The sequence below is a fragment of the Providencia sp. PROV201 genome, assembly GCF_028479545.1.
Lineage (GTDB): Bacteria > Pseudomonadota > Gammaproteobacteria > Enterobacterales > Enterobacteriaceae > Providencia > Providencia huaxiensis.
The window spans coordinates 70,684-88,551 of the sequence record NZ_JAMPNW010000019.1; the positions used below are offsets into that span (position 1 = coordinate 70,684).

The 17,868-nt window shown below is 39.7% G+C and carries 19 protein-coding genes; 9 read left to right on the forward strand and 10 right to left on the reverse strand.

Annotation, left to right across the window (positions count from 1 at the left end; all coding sequences use genetic code 11):
* The first annotated feature begins 568 nt into the window (after positions 1-568).
* Positions 569-1,072 carry a thiol peroxidase gene (gene tpx / locus PR809_RS15185; protein ID WP_102139675.1) on the forward strand — a complete coding sequence of 168 codons (504 nt, stop codon included), beginning with the start codon at positions 569-571 and terminating at the stop codon, positions 1,070-1,072.
* 79 nt (positions 1,073-1,151) lie between these two features.
* On the opposite strand, the gene PR809_RS15190 is transcribed toward tpx, so the two are convergent.
* From PR809_RS15190 to pspA, 8 genes are all read right to left on the reverse strand, one after another.
* Positions 1,152-1,526, reverse strand: a complete 375-nt coding sequence (locus PR809_RS15190) for an ATP-binding protein (protein ID WP_102139676.1) — start codon at positions 1,524-1,526, stop codon at positions 1,152-1,154.
* Positions 1,527-1,752: 226 nt separating this feature from the next.
* The gene (locus tag PR809_RS15195; RefSeq protein ID WP_166265219.1) at positions 1,753-2,178 is read right to left on the reverse strand and encodes a hypothetical protein; all 426 of its coding nucleotides are present in this window, start codon (positions 2,176-2,178) and stop codon (positions 1,753-1,755) included.
* Between the two features lie 5 nt (positions 2,179-2,183).
* A complete protein-coding gene (tyrR, locus tag PR809_RS15200) occupies positions 2,184-3,743 on the reverse strand; it encodes a transcriptional regulator TyrR (RefSeq protein WP_166265222.1) in 1,560 nt (519 codons plus the stop codon).
* A 240-nt stretch (positions 3,744-3,983) separates the two neighbouring features.
* Positions 3,984-5,039: a YcjF family protein gene (locus PR809_RS15205; RefSeq protein ID WP_166265225.1), complete on the reverse strand. Its 1,056-nt coding sequence runs from the start codon at positions 5,037-5,039 to the stop codon at positions 3,984-3,986.
* A complete protein-coding gene (locus PR809_RS15210; RefSeq protein ID WP_102139680.1) occupies positions 5,036-6,433 on the reverse strand; it encodes a YcjX family protein in 1,398 nt (465 codons plus the stop codon). Before PR809_RS15210 ends, PR809_RS15205 begins: the two co-directional genes overlap by 4 nt.
* A gap of 344 nt (positions 6,434-6,777) precedes the next feature.
* Positions 6,778-7,134 (reverse strand): envelope stress response membrane protein PspC, encoded by a 357-nt coding sequence (gene pspC, locus PR809_RS15215; RefSeq protein ID WP_004263899.1) that lies wholly within the window; start codon positions 7,132-7,134, stop codon positions 6,778-6,780.
* Positions 7,134-7,364 carry an envelope stress response membrane protein PspB gene (gene pspB, locus PR809_RS15220; RefSeq protein WP_004263897.1) on the reverse strand — a complete coding sequence of 77 codons (231 nt, stop codon included), beginning with the start codon at positions 7,362-7,364 and terminating at the stop codon, positions 7,134-7,136. The genes pspC and pspB overlap by 1 nt, the downstream gene beginning before the upstream one ends.
* 80 nt (positions 7,365-7,444) lie before the next feature.
* Complete coding sequence (gene pspA, locus PR809_RS15225) at positions 7,445-8,110, reverse strand: phage shock protein PspA (protein ID WP_004263893.1); 666 nt, start codon at positions 8,108-8,110, stop codon at positions 7,445-7,447.
* Positions 8,111-8,389: 279 nt separating this feature from the next.
* Between pspA and pspF the strand changes: the two genes are divergently transcribed.
* From pspF to tnpB, 8 genes are all read left to right on the forward strand, one after another.
* The gene (pspF, locus tag PR809_RS15230) at positions 8,390-9,406 is read left to right on the forward strand and encodes a phage shock protein operon transcriptional activator (RefSeq protein WP_206276954.1); all 1,017 of its coding nucleotides are present in this window, start codon (positions 8,390-8,392) and stop codon (positions 9,404-9,406) included.
* A 492-nt stretch (positions 9,407-9,898) separates the two neighbouring features.
* Positions 9,899-10,504, forward strand: coding sequence for a hypothetical protein (locus tag PR809_RS15235; protein ID WP_102139683.1), 606 nt, complete (start codon positions 9,899-9,901; stop codon positions 10,502-10,504).
* A gap of 374 nt (positions 10,505-10,878) precedes the next feature.
* A complete protein-coding gene (gene sapA, locus PR809_RS15240) occupies positions 10,879-12,564 on the forward strand; it encodes an ABC transporter substrate-binding protein SapA (RefSeq protein ID WP_102139684.1) in 1,686 nt (561 codons plus the stop codon).
* Entirely contained in the window at positions 12,561-13,526 is a 966-nt protein-coding gene (gene sapB, locus PR809_RS15245) for a putrescine export ABC transporter permease SapB (RefSeq protein ID WP_102139685.1), read from the forward strand. The genes sapA and sapB overlap by 4 nt, the downstream gene beginning before the upstream one ends.
* A complete protein-coding gene (sapC, locus tag PR809_RS15250; RefSeq protein WP_195698605.1) occupies positions 13,513-14,403 on the forward strand; it encodes a putrescine export ABC transporter permease SapC in 891 nt (296 codons plus the stop codon). Before sapB ends, sapC begins: the two co-directional genes overlap by 14 nt.
* Positions 14,403-15,398, forward strand: coding sequence for a putrescine export ABC transporter ATP-binding protein SapD (sapD, locus tag PR809_RS15255; protein WP_004910464.1), 996 nt, complete (start codon positions 14,403-14,405; stop codon positions 15,396-15,398). The genes sapC and sapD overlap by 1 nt, the downstream gene beginning before the upstream one ends.
* Positions 15,399-16,202 carry a putrescine export ABC transporter ATP-binding protein SapF gene (gene sapF / locus PR809_RS15260; RefSeq protein ID WP_102139687.1) on the forward strand — a complete coding sequence of 268 codons (804 nt, stop codon included), beginning with the start codon at positions 15,399-15,401 and terminating at the stop codon, positions 16,200-16,202. It begins immediately after the preceding gene.
* A gap of 526 nt (positions 16,203-16,728) precedes the next feature.
* Positions 16,729-17,082 carry an IS66 family insertion sequence element accessory protein TnpB gene (tnpB, locus tag PR809_RS15265; RefSeq protein WP_206277045.1) on the forward strand — a complete coding sequence of 118 codons (354 nt, stop codon included), beginning with the start codon at positions 16,729-16,731 and terminating at the stop codon, positions 17,080-17,082.
* Positions 17,083-17,096: 14 nt separating this feature from the next.
* Here the strand turns inward: tnpB and PR809_RS15270 are convergent, their stop codons facing one another.
* Complete coding sequence (locus PR809_RS15270; protein ID WP_206277044.1) at positions 17,097-17,279, reverse strand: hypothetical protein; 183 nt, start codon at positions 17,277-17,279, stop codon at positions 17,097-17,099.
* Positions 17,276-17,509, reverse strand: coding sequence for an antitoxin (locus PR809_RS15275; RefSeq protein ID WP_166265240.1), 234 nt, complete (start codon positions 17,507-17,509; stop codon positions 17,276-17,278). The genes PR809_RS15270 and PR809_RS15275 overlap by 4 nt, the downstream gene beginning before the upstream one ends.
* Positions 17,510-17,868 lie beyond the last annotated feature (359 nt).

Here is a 17,868-nt window from a genome sequence, read left to right on the forward strand (position 1 = left end):
TAAAAAACATAAAGTTATAGGGTAAAAAAACATACTTAACTTAGGTAGCATCAAACAGCAATACAACTGAATTATTCTGTAGTTTATCTTAATTCATCATATGCTTTCATATTTTAAAAATCTACATTCCCTATGTAATTAGTTGATTTACTGACCTAAATATACATGAGCTAATATTCGTACGATAGAATAATAAACTAGCATATCCTTACCACATTTCCGATAACTAAATAATGACTCAAGAAACCAATACAGACAGAATTTCTTTTGTTACACTTCATTAGGCAATTTAAAAGCGTGCATCACAAAAAGCGCAAGCATTGATAAATGCTTAGTTGTTATATGATGATGCAGCTTACTGTAATAAAAAGAATGTAATGTTGCCTAGCTCTCCCCCTGTAGGGCTCAAGGTAAGAGATAAGATTTCTGTATAAAACTTGGTCATTAGTAAAAATGTAAAACTCAGCACTGTGTAACTGCCCATTAAAAAAACTTTAATCGCAAAGCTTTTTTATTAGAAGATAGATTAAGTTAACAGTGGCTCACTTTATGAACGGGAGAAAAATTCATGACACAGACAGTTAAATTAAAAGGTAATGACATCACAGTTAATGGTGTATTTTTACAAGCAGGCTCTAAAGCTAAACCCCTTACCCTTGTCACCAAAGATCTCAGCGAAGCAACGCTGGAAACTTATGAAGGTAAACGTAAAGTTTTAAATATTTTCCCAAGTGTAGACACTGGTGTTTGCGCTGCCTCGGTTCGTAAATTTAACCAGCTAGCGAATGATTTAGATAACACTGTAGTATTATGTATTTCGGCAGATTTACCTTTCGCACAAGCCCGTTTTTGCGGTGCAGAAGGTTTAGATAATGTCGTTACGCTATCTTCTTTCCGTAGCGATTCATTTGCTAATGACTACGGTGTTGCTATCGCTAGTGGCCCATTAAAAGGCCTTAACGCACGCTCAGTTGTTGTCTTAGATGAAAACAACAACGTCATCTATAGCCAATTAGTTCCTGAAATTACTGAGGAACCTGATTACGATAGTGCATTAAATAGCTTAAAATAAGCTTTTCATATCATTTAATTCACTACCATTAATAATGAAGCGGGAATTTCCCGCTTCATTCACAAATATAGACACTACACTAATCCACATGAGCCCAATACAGCGGCTGGTGGTTCTTCGCATTAACAACATTCGCAAACAGCTTATTGTCACTCATTATAGAGATCAAAGTATGAGAGAGCGTGCTCAATACTTTTAAGGCTTGATCCTGAGTTACGGGGCAACAAGATGTCAAAATATCAATAATAAGGTCTCGAGGCTTATGGCCATTTTTTACCAATGCCTCCCACGTAAACCGGTTTTTCTTCGTTAAGTATTTTACTGCGGCTTTATTCATTAGATAAAGCTCGGCAGCTGAAGCTGCAGACTCAAACATATCATTTTTATAATGACTCTGGCTCATGTATTCGCGTAACTTACGATTTACAACAAAATTAATCGTGAATTGGTCCATGGCAACTCCTTGTAGGCTGAAACCCATCAGATGAGATTACGGTACCCTAAAACAGTAGCTGTCTTTGTTATATAGCAGGAAAATTCACCAATTAGCAATAGTATTAGTAGGGTTTTGCTATATTAAACGCGAGATAAAAGATAAATAATAAAAGATAGGCAGCAATATCTTTGAAAAAGCCCAATATTCACTTCTGTTGCTTACTCTATCGGGCCATCAAGTAGTACTAATCAGGATATTGAATAATTTCGAGAGCTGTCCCTTTATTATCTTGAACAAACTGGAGATGAGTTTCTCCCCCAGCAAATTCTTGTTCAATTTTCAAGTTTTGATCACCATTCCAATGGTAACGAATAGCAATACATCCCTCCGATGGGCAAGGCATTTCAATATTCCGGTTGTTCTCTAAATTCTCAATAAGAAATTGTTTTCCATCAATTAATAAGGCTCTATATTGTGTGTAGGCCTCTAATAAAGATAAGTCTTTAAAATAACATTGAGTCAGCGCCCCATTCTCATAAACCTCATCCATTGTACGCACTACATCTTGGCAATACTTACTCAAACCATGATCTGGTATTGTTATCGCAATGCAAGAGCCACTTAAAACCAACCCTATTGTCGCTAATACGCGAGTTATCCTTTTATTCATTTAATTTAGTTTTGCTCTTTTTTCGTATTGAGGCCATATTCTCTCAATTTATTGGCAATTGCCGTATGAGAAATATCTAAACGTTTGGCTAATTTGCGGGTACTCGGATAATCACGATACAAACGTGCTAAGACTGACGCTTCATAGCGTTTAGTTATTTCATCTAAAGAGCCATTGAGTGAATCTAAAGCCAGTGCAGGAGGATTTACTACATCAGGTAATTGGATATTCTCTGCATCTAATATATTGCCATTAAGTTGGGTTAACCCTTGATAAAGCGCATTTCTTAGTTGTCTTACATTACCCGGCCAAGAATAGCTACTTAGATATTCTATCAGCGAAGGTGCCAATTTAGGTTCAGCAATATGAAGCTCTTTTGAAAAACTGCCTACAAATGTTTTCGTTAGCGGCAAAATATCTTCTTTACGTTCACGTAATGGTGGGATAGTTAATGTGAGTACATTTAAACGATAATAAAGATCTTCTCTAAATTTTTTTTCTGCAACTAATTCAGGTAAATTTTTCTGGGTTGCACAAATTACACGGACATTAACCTTAACTTCCCGCTCTTCCCCTACACGCCTAAATGTTCCATCATTTAAAAAACGTAACAACTTAATTTGCATTTGTGGCGACATTTCAGCAATTTCATCAAGCAACACCGTTCCACCGTTTGCTTGTTCAAAAAAACCTTTTTTGCCTTCAACTGCATTTGGGTACGCACCTGCCGCATAACCAAATAATTCACTTTCCACAACATCGTCGGGCATCGAAGCACAATTTAAACCTAAAAATGGTTCTTTTCCTCGAGCGCTATGCAAATGACAAGCTTTCGCTAGGATATCTTTCCCTGTCCCCGTTTCACCAACAAGTAATAATGGTTCATCCAACATAGCAACGCGTTTAGCGCGTTCAACGACATTTGCCATGACAGGACTAACTGCAATAATTTGTTCAAAACCGCTGCCATCCACTTCGACGACTTGTTGACGTTGCTTATCTAAAATCTCAGCCGATTTCAATAATAATACGGCTCCTGTGCAATGGAATTTGCCATTTTCATCTGCCAAAATAATAGGCGTCACTTGCATCAAGTAGTCTTGGCCTTTAATCACGACTTTTTCTGTATAAGCTTCGGGTAACTCTCGTTCAAACCAACGTGCTAGCCCTTGGTTGCCAACTAACTGAGAAAAGGTTTTTTCTCTAATTTTTGCCTCATCATAGCCAAATAATTGCAATGTCATTGGATTAACCAACTCAATATTTAGCTTATTGTCAATAGACAAAACAGATTCTGGAAATGAGTTCAATAATGCCCAAACCGCTTTATGCTCTCTTTCTGATGGCATAAAATAAATCCGGCGAACATCAATAACGCCATTAATACGCCGTATTTCTGCCATCAATGTGCTGAATACCTGAAAATCCACAGGTGTAAAGTTTAGGTAAATCCTACGTTGGGGAGATATTTCAATACCTTTCAAATCAATATTTTGTAGGACTAACAGATCAAGTAATTCACGCGTTAAACCGATACGGTCTTGGCAGGTCACTTCGAGGCGCATGGATAGAAACCTTTATCAAAAAAAGCCGAGAGAATGAAGGTATTTTAGCTTTAAACATTAAGGGAATACAGTGTTTGTGTCACAAATTGTTGACAGCCTGTAAGCTTTGTAGCCATCAACAAATAAAATCACAGCTTTTCTCAATTTTTTGTGACTTGAAATGACAATAAAAACATTAATCAACAAATGATGCTGCAGAGCGAGTAAAAACTGTCAACTCACCCTGCCAACGATGTTTCTCTACACTTTTTCTTTTTTACTTGGAATAACATTCTTCAATTGGCCAATTAACTGATGGCGAAAATCGGCTAAACGTGGCTTGTTTTCAATCCAAGGTAGCGGTCGACATAACTCCATGGCCTTAATACCTAAACGCGCAGTTAACAAACCAGCCCCAATACCTTGTGCTGCTCGTGTTGATAGCCTTGCGGTAATATCTTGAGATAACCAGTCCATCCCCACTTCACGAATTAATTCAGATGCCCCAGCAAAGGCAATATTAATCAGCACCATACGAAACAGCCTAATTCGGCTGTAATAACCGAGCTCAATACCATAGATTGCCGCGATCCGATTAATTAAACGAATATTTCGCCAAGCAATAAATGCCATATCCACCAGCGCTAACGGGCTCACAGCAATCATAATGGCCGATTCTGCGGAACAACGACTAATCTCTTTACGAGCCTGTTCGTCAAGAATAGGCTGAACCATTCGGCTATATAATTCAACAACTTCTCTATCGTTATGAGAGTCATGGAGAGTGGCTTGCCAATTAACAATCGCTGGATGCTGCATTGATAACGCAGATTGCTTTGCCAGTTTGTCACAAAAAACCTTTCCTTGCCCCATGCCATGGCTGTGCAATAATTCGCGAGCAAAATCCCGCTCCTCCGCACGCGCTCTTAGGCGATACAACCGCCGCCATTCGCCAACAACTGACCCGACACCCGCTACGACGATTAAGCCACCCGCAGCGGCGACACCTAATGCCGTCCAATCTTGTGTTACCCATGATTGGTGGATCCAAACGCCAAGCTGAGCAACGACACTGACACCAAAAATCCCCGCGGCCGCACCAACTAATTTCCGCCAAAAACTCCGTTTTGGTTTTAGCGCTTCGTTAATCAGGCTTTCAACCTCTCCCTCTTGGCTGTCCTGCTCTGTTTCCAGAGAGACTGGGGTAAATTTTTCGAGCTCTCGTTCATCAAAAACTTGGGCTTTTTTTAGCGATTCTTTCGTATTATTTTCACTATTCTCAGCGAAATCTAAACGCTGTTTTAAGGGTTCATTCATTTCAGTTTATCTCCCAACAAAAATTCAAGCGCACTGTCCATACGAATATGTGGCAATGGTTGATCCATTGGCGTTGGCCTTGGTCTGAAATCTTCAAATTGAAAACCTTGTGTTTGCCAAAATTGCTCATTAGGTAGTCGTTTTGGCACCTCTCCTGGATAAAACATTAACGGTTGGCCATCACTTAGCCGATCCCCTTTTAATGCAGGTAATTTTTCACCTTTGTAATCCACAAGGCCACTTTCGGTTGCTTGTATTGACGCTAAACCCACACAATCCATGCTGATCCCTTCAAATGCGGCATGCTGCCACGCCTCTTGCACTAACTGCTGCAACAAAGCCACTAGGTTTGCATGTTGGTCTGGTGTTACATGGTCTGACTTGCTCGCCGCAAAGAGTAATTTATCAATACATGGCGAAAATAAACGCCTCAGTAATGTGCGCTTTCCATAATGAAAACTGCGCATTAATTGTGTTAATGCCATTCTCATATCATTAAAAGCATCAACCCCACTATTTAAGGGTTGTAAACAATCAACTAAAACAATTTGCCGGTCAAAGCGTTGGAAATAATCACGATAAAAGCCTTTTACGACATGTTCACAATAATATTGATAGCGTTGCTGCAATGCACCAATATTGGTGTTTTTGCCTGCCTGTGCGAGCTTTTTATCGCCATATTTAGCCACATTAGGCCATGGGAAAAACTGTAGTGCGGGCGCTCCAGCTAATTCAGCAGGCAAAACAAAGCGGCCAGGTTGGATAAAATGTTGGCCTTGGGCCTTACACTCCACTAGATATTGGGTATAGGCAGCGGCAATCTCAGCGAGTAAGTTTTCATCGACTGGGGCTAAGGGGTCACATTTCTCACACAATGCCAGCCACGAGTGGGCCAAATGCGCGCGTTTTCCCTTTATTAAGGTGTTCATTTGCTCAGACCACGCTAAATAATTTAAATCTAGCATGGGTAAATCCAACAACCATTCACCGGGGTAATCGACAATTTCTAAATACAATGATGAGTTATCGACAAAGTGACGTAAAAAAGAGTCTTCTGAACGGTAATGCAATTTAAGGCGTATTTCACTTACACCCCTTGTTGGTGTTGGCCATTGTGGTGGCTCCCCATAAAGTGATGCAATCCCATCATCATACGCAAAACGAGGTACCGACAAATCACGGTGAGGTATCCGCTTAACCCCTAACAACCGCTTATCACGCGCAGCAGAAAACAGAGGGAGCCGCGCGCCCGCATTCACATTCAATAGTTGATTGACCAATGAAGTAATAAATGCGGTTTTTCCACTGCGGCTAAGCCCTGTTACTGCGAGCCTAACATGACGATCAACACTTCTATTCATCAAATCGGTTAATTCACTGTGCAGTCGTTTCATGCTCCTCCCAAGACTTATCCTTTCAATTTAAACCCATTTTACGTCATATTGCGTACTATAATTTAGCATAAAACAAACTGTATTAGGTCAACCGTTTAATGAGTACATTAAGCAACCATTTACTCGTCAATAATTTAATTATTCTTCCTACGGCCCCGGCAGGACTATAAGAAATAAGCAACACTACTGCTAGTCGAATGCCTTTTTGCAGAAGACGTTTTTTTGCAAATTTTTTGATTCGATAAAGAACGTTATTTGCCATACTTCACTCACTTATTGATAAAAAACAAAAGGGATTTGGTTTTAAAACCTAATCCCTTATCATGTGATGGCGATACGATTTGTTATAGATTTCGAAATTTACTGTTCACTGTATAAGTATCTGATGTAACATATCTTTCAATTTGGCGTAGCTTCATTTCACCTGATTTTAATTGTGTATCGATTTGGTTAATCAAGCTGCTAACTTCTGGGCCAATATCTTGCTGTGAACGGTAGCCACTTGGAGCCGTTTCTACGACAAAACACATCACGATATATAAAATCAATGTAATTCCAAAGCTTACAAATAAGGCCAATACGGCTAATGCTCTGACCAAAGCAACCGGAAGTTCTAAGTACTCAGCAATACCCGAACACACACCACCGAACACACGTCTATCCGTTAAACGATAAAGTTTGCGGTTGCGAAATTGAGTCATTATTTTTGCCTCCAATTTGGGTGTTCTGCATCCAAAATATCTTCAAGCGTTTTAATGCGTTGTTGCATCTGTGATGCTTGCTCTGCTAATTGCATTAAACGTTGTACTTCATTTTCAGTTAGCTGACTCCCCTGCCCACTATTTTTTTTGCTGTAATGTAACCACAGCCAAATAGGCAGAATAAAAATGAGAAAAATGATTAATACGAGAGACAGAAAAACGTAGCCCATCACATATCCTTATACATATGGTTAACCTATCTATGGCACTGATACGATATGGCTAACGTACCAGTGCATCAAAATAACTATTACTGATCTTTATTGATTTTAGCTTTAAGCGCTGCTAATTGCGCGCTTATTTCATCGTCTGCTTTTAACTCTGCAAACTGTTGATCCAGCGATTTTTGTTTACCAATACCATAACTTTGAGCTTCGCCTTCCATATGGTCTATACGGCGTTCAAACTGTTCAAAACGAGCCATTGCTTCATCTAGTTTGCCGCTATCCAATTGGCGACGTACATTACGACTAGACTGTGCTGCTTCCATACGAACAACCATTGATTGTTGTTTCGCACGAGTTTCTTGCAGTTTGTTCTCTAATTCTGTGATTTCACCTTTCAAGCGAGTCAAGGTTTCATCAACAATTATCAGCTCATGTTTTAAGGTATCGACCATCGCACTCACTTTTTGCTTTTCAATCAGTGCGGCGCGCGCTAAGTCTTCTTTATCTTTCACCAGCGCTAATTCTGCTTTTTCTTGCCAATCAGCAACTTGTTTTTCGCCCATTTCAATGCGACGCTCTAAACCTTTCTTTTCTGCTAAAGTACGTGCTGATGTTGAACGGATTTCAACTAACATGTCTTCCATTTCCTGGATCATCAGACGGATCATTTTTTGCGGATCTTCTGCTTTGTCTAACAAAGAAGCGATGTTTGCATTAATGATATCGGCAAAACGTGAAAAAATACCCATTATTTATATCCTCTTGATGGATTTAATCATTCTGTAGCGCCTCGACCTGATTTGGCTTCCAACCCATACCTGACGCTCCGTAAGTCTAACAACAATTCGCATGTTGCTGTATTTAGCAATTGCTATTCACATATTTAAAATAGCAATTCGCGTGCCAACTTTTAAATTAATTCATATTAATATGATTTTAAAGAGAATAATTATAAGCTTCCCCTGAAAATCATTTTAGTCTATAGTTAAATTATCGGCATTTTAGACCAACTATTGGTAAAAAAAACCATGAAAGAAACCAATGAACCTATTCTTGGCGTTTCAAGTAATTTTCTCGATGTACTTGAACAAGCCTCTGAACTCGCACAACTCAATAAGCCTGTTTTGGTTATCGGTGAACGTGGCACAGGTAAAGAACTTATCGCAGATAGACTTCATTACCTCTCTCCACGCTGGCAAGAAGCTTTTATCTCTCTCAATTGCAGCGGACTCAATGAGAATTTGCTGGATTCTGAATTATTTGGACATGAAGCGGGCTCTTTTACAGGTGCTCAAAAACGCCATCAAGGGCGCTTTGAACGAGCAGATAAAGGTTCTCTTTTTCTTGACGAGCTTGCTACAGCACCTATGTCAGTTCAAGAAAAACTCTTACGGGTCATTGAGTATGGTGAACTTGAGCGAGTCGGTGGAAGCCAAGCTTTACACGTAGATGTGCGTTTAATCTGTGCCACAAATGCCAATTTACCCGAACTTGCCAAACAGGGCCGTTTTCGAGCTGACCTCTTAGATAGGCTGGCTTTTGATGTTATTCGCCTTCCCCCATTACGTGAACGACAGCCTGATATCTTATTGTTAGCAGAACATTTTGCCATTTTAATGTGTGGTGAATTAAAGCGTTCACACTTTACAGGCTTTACAAAGCATGCCCAACAGGCCCTGCAACACTACCCATGGCCAGGTAATGTACGCGAATTAAAAAATGTCATTGAGCGCTCAGTATACCGCCATGGAAACCGAGCTGAGCCCGTTGATAATATTATTTTTAACCCATTTGGCGAAAAACTCGCTGAATTACATGAATCACCAAATACTCTGCCCTCACAACCTACCCAGCAACAAAAGGCAATATTGCCTTCATTACCTTGTGATTTACGTCAGTGGCAACAGCAATCTGAAAAAGCGTTATTAGAAAAAGCACTAACTGATTGCCATTTTAATCAACGTAAAGCTGCACAACGGTTATCATTAAGCTATGACCAACTGCGGGGGTTAATAAAAAAACATCAAATAAATATTGAAATTTAATAACTGACAGTCCAAAAAATACAAGTTTATTGTTTGGACTACTGTATTATACTTAAGAAGTAAAAATTAAATATATTGTCTTATCTTTATTACTAAATATTTCCAGTTCCATATTTTAGTTTCAAGAATTCTTTATTATCCCCAACTAATAAAACCCGATAAAGAATATAGACAAAACAAATAAAATCATTAAATATCAACAGGTTAAATAAAATTCAAAAAAATAAATAGTTATTACCTCAACTTACGCACCCAATGAGTTAAAAATAACAAAACAATGATAACTAGTCATTTTTACTGACCATTATATATAAATGTCATGGATATTCAGCACATTTAGTTAATTAAATACCCATGCTTAAGTCTATATTCAATTAATAATAGTGTTAAATTATTAAACTATTTTTACACCTTGTCATATTTAACTACTGTGCGAAATATATTTATATGATATCTCTATTAATATGATTTTTATTATATGAGGAGCCTATTATGAAGAATATAAATATACTCGCTATCACCTTTTTTCTTCTAGGGTTATCTCCTGTAGTCTATGCGGAATCATTGATGAGAACATTTTCTTACTGTGACGCTGCTTTTTTCGAGAAAATAAAAGAGTACCCCGTTTTAAACGATGTATCTAACAGATTGAAAAATAGGCAATTAGGTGACGGCGAACAAATTTCTGTTGATCTCAACTTTTCACCAACAGGTATTGTTACTTTTAACCGTTTTTTTGTTAGCTATAGTAATTTTGATAAATATGATGACTTCTCCTATTTAGGCTTACGTGGTCAATACTATTTTTGGGGATTTGAAACCACTCAAAGCCTCGAAGAGGTTGTCCGCTATACTTCATCAAAGATTGCTATTATAAAGGTGGGAAATACTTACATCTACTCACCGATGATCCGCCACAACTTGCAGGGTAAATGGGTATTTAACGAATACGCAACGCAAGACTACAACTTAGACCCGAATGCTGCTGAAAAAATGCTGATTATTGAAAAAGATGAGCAAAGAGGTGTTGTTCGTTTCTTTTGTACTCTCCAAGGTAAAGTGACCGATGAAGACCTACACTATGTGGGTTTAGAGTAATAGCAAAAAACAATGTAAAACAGGCTCCATTATTTTTACATAATAAAAAAAAGCCAGCACCCAAGCTGGCTATTAAATAAAACACTGGAAGCAATGTGAGCAATGTCATGCCTTGTCTACATAAGCACTTAGCTTAAGTGACAAAACGAATGATAATCGTTATCAGTGTCATTTGTAAAGCTTTTTAATGAGATTTTTTCTCATTAAGACATACTTCAATGATTAGTCTAATAATTTAAGTTAATCATTATACTAACACCTTCCTTTTTTGCTTAATTTTTAAACTTTGTTTGGCTAAATTTTGCTTATACCCTGTCCCCCCATTTTTACGCTACAATAGGTGAATTCTAGTTAACGATAACGATGTCAGTGGTATGCGCCTATTAACTCTTTGGTTTTTATTTATCATATCTGTGTCTGCACAAGCGCTTAATAACCAAGAGCGCTTTACCGATATTGTGGCTAACGAGGTCCCTGCAGACATACGCCAAAAAGGTTTTATTTACTGTGTAAATGGGATTGTTACCACATTTAATCCACAGCTAGTCAGTAGCGGGCTGATTGTCGACCCTCTAGGTGCTCAAATTTATGATCGCCTGTTAGATGTTGACCCATTTACCTATCGCTTGGTTCCAGAACTGGCCGCAAGATGGGAAGTTCTCGATAATGGTGCGACTTATCGTTTATACCTGCGTAAAGATGTTAAATTCCAAAACACAGCTTGGTTTACACCAACGCGCAATATGAATGCCGATGATGTTGTGTTTAGTTTTTCCCGCATGTTTGAGGTAAACCAGCCTTATCACTATATTAATGGGGGGCGTTACCCTTATTTTGATAGCTTACAGTTTGCCAACAGTGTCCAAAGCATACGTAAAATAAATAACCATACAGTAGAGTTCCGTTTGAACTCACCTGATGCGTCTTTTTTATGGCACTTGGCAACCCACTATGCTCCTGTTCTTTCATCCGAGTATGCCGATTACCTTTCAAGTATCAATCGCCAAGAGCTGATCGATTGGCGGCCTGTAGGTACGGGTCCATTTCATTTAGATGACTACCAAGCCGGGCAATTCGTTAGGCTCCTCAGAAATGATAACTACTGGAAGGGATTACCACGTATGGAAGAAGTGGTTGTTGATATGGGAGCCGGAGGAACTGGCCGTATTTCGAAATTACTCACAGGGGAATGTGATGTTCTAGCTTACCCTGCAGCAAGCCAATTAAAAGTATTACGAGATGACCCACGCTTGCGGATTTCTATGCGCTCTGGGATGAATATTGCCTACCTCGCATTTAATACCAGTAAACCCCCTTTAGATAAACTAAAAGTGCGCCAAGCCATTGCTTATGCAATTAATAATGAGCGTCTTATGCAGTCAATCTATTATGGTACAGCAGAAACAGCCGCGTCTATTTTACCCAGAGCATCATGGGCTTATGACAACCAAGCAAAGATCACCGATTATAATCCCGAGCTTTCCAAACAAATGCTCAAAGAGATGGGATTAGAAAATCTAAAATTAGATTTATGGGTGCCAATCGCCTCTCAATCATATAACCCAAGCCCACTTAAGATGGCTGAGCTTATTCAAGCGGACTTAGCACAGGTGGGTATTGTTATGAATATCCGTTCTGTCGAAGGCCGATTCCAAGAAAACCAATTAATGGATAGAAGCCATGATATGACATTAGCGGGCTGGACAACTGACAGTAATGACCCAGACAGTTTTTTCCGTCCGCTACTGAGTTGTGCGGCAATAGGTTCCCAAACCAATCTAAGCCATTGGTGTAACCCCGCCTTTGATGAAATCTTGCATAAGGCACTCTTGACGCAACAATTAGCCGCACGTATAGATTACTACCACCAAGCACAGCAAATTTTAGGGGAAGATTTACCCGTCTTACCGCTTGCCTATTCTTTACGTTTACAAGCCTACCGCTATGATATAAAAGGGCTAATGATCAGTGCGTTTGGTAATACCTCATTTGCTGGTGTGTATCGAGAAATGGAACAGGCTGAGAAAGTTTCTCCGAAAAAACAGAGGCAGCAACCATGATTATTTATTCACTGCGTCGTTTTTTACTTTTATTAGTCACGGTGTTCTTCTTATCGCTAGTCAGCTTTAGCTTAAGCTATTTTACGCCCAATGCCCCATTGAGTGGCGCCTCACTTATTGACGCTTACATTTTTTATTTTGAAGGCTTACTCCATTTTGATTTTGGTGTTTCAAGTATCAACGGGGAACCCATCAGCGAACAATTAAGAGATACATTCCCTGCAACAATGGAATTGTGCATTTTAGCGTTTATTTTTGCTTTAACGACAGGTATACCACTGGGTATCATTGCTGCTTTTTGGCGTAACAAACCCGCAGATATTGCTATCAGTGTTTTTGCTTTATTAGGATTTTCTGTCCCTGTATTTGTACTCGCCCTAGTCTTAACCCTCTTTTTCTCATTACATCTAGGCTGGCTACCTGTATCTGGTCGAATTGACCTCTTATATAATTTAAAAACAGTGACTGGCTTTGCCTTAGTTGATGCATGGCTTTCTGATTCGCCCTATCGTAAGGATATGATTATCAATGTACTTGAACACATGGTGTTACCTGTTCTTACTTTGGCGCTGGCGCCTACAACAGAGGTTATTCGGTTAGTACGCAATAGCACCGAAGAAATCGCCAGTGAAAATTATATCAAAGCGGCCGCTATTCGAGGGCTTTCACGAATTAAAATCATTCGTCGCCATATTTTTCATAATGCTATCCCCCCAATTATTCCTAAACTTGGGTTACAGTTTTCCACCATGTTGACACTAACTATGGTAACCGAACTCGTTTTTAACTGGCCAGGGCTTGGCCGTTGGTTAGTGACAGCAATCCGCCAAGAAGACTACTCCGCAATTTCTGCTGGCGTAATGCTAATTGGCGCATTAGTGATTACTGTAAATGTGTTGTCTGATATTTTAGGCGCCATGATGGACCCATTAAAACATAAGGATTGGTATGTCCTCAGATAATTTTTATCGTGAACAAAAAATGCCATCCCCAACACGTGTGGTATGGAATATCTTCTCATCAGATGTGGTTTCTATGGTGGGATTTGTTGGTGTGTTAGTTTTATTAACTTTATGCTTTGTTGGCTCTTACCTAGCGCCTTATGCACTAGATCAACAGTTTTTAGGTTACCAATTAACACCACCATCTTGGTCACATTATGGCGACGTTGCTTTCTTCTTTGGGACGGATGACCTTGGCCGTGATATTCTGAGTCGGCTATTAATTGGCACTAAATCAACGTTTGGTGCGGCTATTTTAGTCACATTGGTAGCGACACTGATAGGGTTAGTTCTCGGCTGCTTAGCAGGGATGACTCGTGGATTAAAATCTGCTATTTTTAACCATATACTCGATACATTACTGTCAATTCCGTCCTTATTACTCGCTATTATCGTCGTCGCATTTATGGGCGCTAGCCTACAAAATGCAATGCTCGCCATTTGCCTTGCATTAATTCCACGGATGGTAAGAACGATTTACGTCGCTGTCCATGATGAGTTAGATAAAGAGTACATTGTTGCCGCACGCCTTGATGGCGCTTCAAACATTTTTATTTTATGGTATACCGTACTACCAAATATCACCCCTATTCTCGTAACTGAACTAACTCGGGCACTTTCAATTGCCATTTTAGATATTGCCGCTTTAGGTTTCCTTGATTTAGGTGCACAACTCCCATCTTCTGAATGGGGCGCCATGCTAGGAGATACTTTAGAGCTTATCTACGTTGCTCCTTGGACGGTTATCTTACCCGGTGTTGCTATCATGATAAGCGTGCTTTTCGTTAACCTTTTAGGGGATGGGCTACACCGTGCCATCAACGCGGGAGTTGAATAATGCCACTACTAGACATCCGCAATTTAACTATCGAATTTATGACTGCCAATGGCCCAGTCAAAGCTGTTGATCGCGTATCCATGACATTATCTGAAGGGGAAATCCGAGGTTTAGTTGGCGAATCAGGCTCTGGGAAAAGCCTAATTGCGAAAGCTATCTGTGGCGTAACTAAAGATAACATTCGTGTAAAAGCCGACCGTTTTCGATTTCAAGACATTGACTTACTAAAACTCAGCCCACGTAAACGTCGCAAGTTAATTGGCCATAATATCTCTATGATATTTCAAGAACCCCAGTCTTGCCTCGACCCTGCCGCTGATATCGGCAAACAGCTTATTCAATCAATCCCAGGTTGGACTTATAAAGGCCGCTGGTGGCAGCGTTTTAATTGGCGTAAACGCCGTGCGATAGAACTGTTACACCGTGTGGGGATAAAAGATCATAAAGATATCATGCGCAGTTACCCTTATGAACTCACCGATGGTGAATGTCAAAAAGTCATGATAGCGATTGCGATAGCTAACCAACCACGGTTATTAATCGCTGACGAACCTACCAATGCGATGGAGTCTACCACTCAGGCACAAATTTTCCGTTTATTGGATAAATTAAATCAAAACAATAATATGGGGATTTTGCTCATTAGCCATGATATGGAAATGATGTCAAAACTTGTTGATCGCATTAACGTACTCTATTGTGGGCAAACGGTTGAGAGCGCAACACCTGAAGATATTCTGCAACGGCCACGCCATCCTTATACCCAAGCGTTGATCCGCTCAATCCCTGATTTTGAAAGCCCTCTTCCCCACAAAGGACGATTAAATACGTTACCCGGAGCAATTCCTTCTCTTGAGCATTTGCCTATTGGTTGCCGCCTTGGCCCCCGTTGCCCTTATGCACAACGCACTTGTATCAATGCGCCTCAACTGCGCAATATTAAAGGCCACCTCGTTGCTTGCCATTACCCGCTAAACACCGAGGAGCAATCTTAAATGGAAACTTTACTTGAAGTCCGTAATCTCACTAAAACTTTCCGTTTTCGTGAAGGCCTATTTCATCGGCACGAATTGCAAGCTGTTAAGCCCGTTAGCTTTAACTTACAGGCAGGCCAAACATTAGCTATTATTGGTGCCAATGGCTCAGGGAAATCAACGCTTGCACGGATGTTATCAGGTGTTGTTGAACCCACCAGCGGCGATATTTTCATTCGTGGTCAACGCCTAAATTTTGGCGATTATAGCTACCGTTGTCAGCGTGTTCGCATGATTTTCCAAGATCCAAGTACATCCCTAAATCCAAGACAACGTATTGGTCAAACGCTTGAACTCCCTTTAAAATTAAACACTGACTTGACTGGTATAGAACGTGAAAGGCGCATTATTCAAACACTTCGCCAAGTCGGGTTACTTGCTGACCACGCTGAATACTATCCGCATATGTTAGCATCAGGGCAAAAACAGCGTATTGCACTGGCAAGAGCACTTATTCTACAACCCGAGATTATTATTGCTGATGAAGCATTGGCTTCGTTAGACATGTCTATGCGCTCGCAAATCATCAATTTAATGCTAGATTTACAAGCAAAACAAGATATTGCATTTATCTATGTTACCCAGCACTTAGGGATGATGAAGCACGTCAGCGATAAAATGCTTGTCATGGATAAAGGCGAAGTTGTTGAGCGTGGTAATACCGCAGAAGTTTTAGCCGCCCCTCTCCACGACGTTACCCGCCGGTTAATTGAAAGTCACTTCGGTGAACCCTTGTCGATTGATGCTTGGCGGCAAGACTTGTAATTCGTCACTGGCATTAGTTATATTCAGAAGATAAAGAGGAACAGCGTACTAATCTGCCCTCTTTATTTTTTTATCTGGTAATAAACTTATTCAGGATAAGCTCCCGCGATATTTTGATCGTAATCCACTAAACTTCCCGTAAGCACACCATGAACCCAGCATTTTAATCATCCAGCCCTAACAATGAAATCAGTTCTCCAACCTCAAGGAGAGTTGAAATGGTAAAACAACACACCAATCAAGAATAACAAAAACTTATTGATCAATCTGAATTGAGGTCGTTGTCACAGCTCGTATTTTGCAAGCTCAACGAACTTAACCCATCCTCGTTTTATGCCAAACCTCAGCGGCTTAAGCAAGCTATAACCCTTCAAGGTTTGTAAAAGCAGAAATTGCCGAAAAAAACTGCATTCCAGGTGGCTCATATCCCCGCGCCCAGTATGACACTTGGTGTCAATGAGATTAAGCTTATTACTCCACAAGATACGCCTGTAGCTTATCTTGCCGAGCTCATCGGAGCCCTGTCATGAATCATCTGATCAATGCGCCCGAGATTTACCTCTACCGTGAATGTGGTGATTTTAGAAAATCCATCAACGGTCTGGCTGCCATCATCGAAAGTGACACTGACTTACCGCTTGTTCGTGGCGCTTTGTTCCTATTCACTAATAAACAGCGTGACAAAATAAAAATATTGTACTGGGATAAAACAGGCTTCGCACTCTGGAATAAACGCCTTGAAAAAGCCAAGTACCCGTGGCGTTCAAAAGAGAAAAAAACGGTGTTTGCTCTCACTCAATGCGAACTTGATAGACTGCTTTCTGGCTTCACGATTATCGGCCATCAATTGGTTAAAATATACGATTTTACAATGATATAATCGATAATAAAGTCTTATGTACCAAGCAGTAATGGCATATAAAGGGTATAACCGACACCATGAAAAAGACGCCCGATATCGAGTAGCTGCTCCCTTGGAGCTTCAAGCACTAGCCATGCTGCCTCGTGGGTTAATTGGGCGGATACCATTTTTCGTACATCGTTCTCAGTCTCTGTAGTCAGAATGTAATTTATCAAACTCGTCCCTCTGCCAGTTCATCTGCCATATATTTTGTTGAAACTAAACCTGTCAGACCATTATTAATACGAGGCTCTAATAAAGTTTTAAGCGTCAGACATGCCTGCTCATCCTCATTGGGAAAAAAATGCTCCAGAGTATACTGTTTGATCGTCTTCCCTTGTAATGCTGCAAGTGCTTTAAGGCTTTGATGTTGCTGCTCAGTGATATCAATAGTCAAACGACTCATAGTTAGTCCCTCATAAAAAAGCACAAACCTACATTACCGCATTTACATACTTAGCCCCATACACCTGAAATCAGCAATCAGCATAGCTAAAATGGGCATTACTCCAGGTAATGAGATTGTTATCTTATTTAAATTTTTGTGATGATTGTATCGTTTATGCATCAACAGTGGAATAAATGATGCTTTTATATTGCACAAGATATTTTTGTTCAATAGTATACCTGAATTGATTAACAGGGTTTAATAAATAGGGTATTTGGTAGAAGTAATATAATAATATAATAATATAATAATATAATAATATAATAATATAATAATATAATAATATAATAATATAATAATATAATAATATAATAATA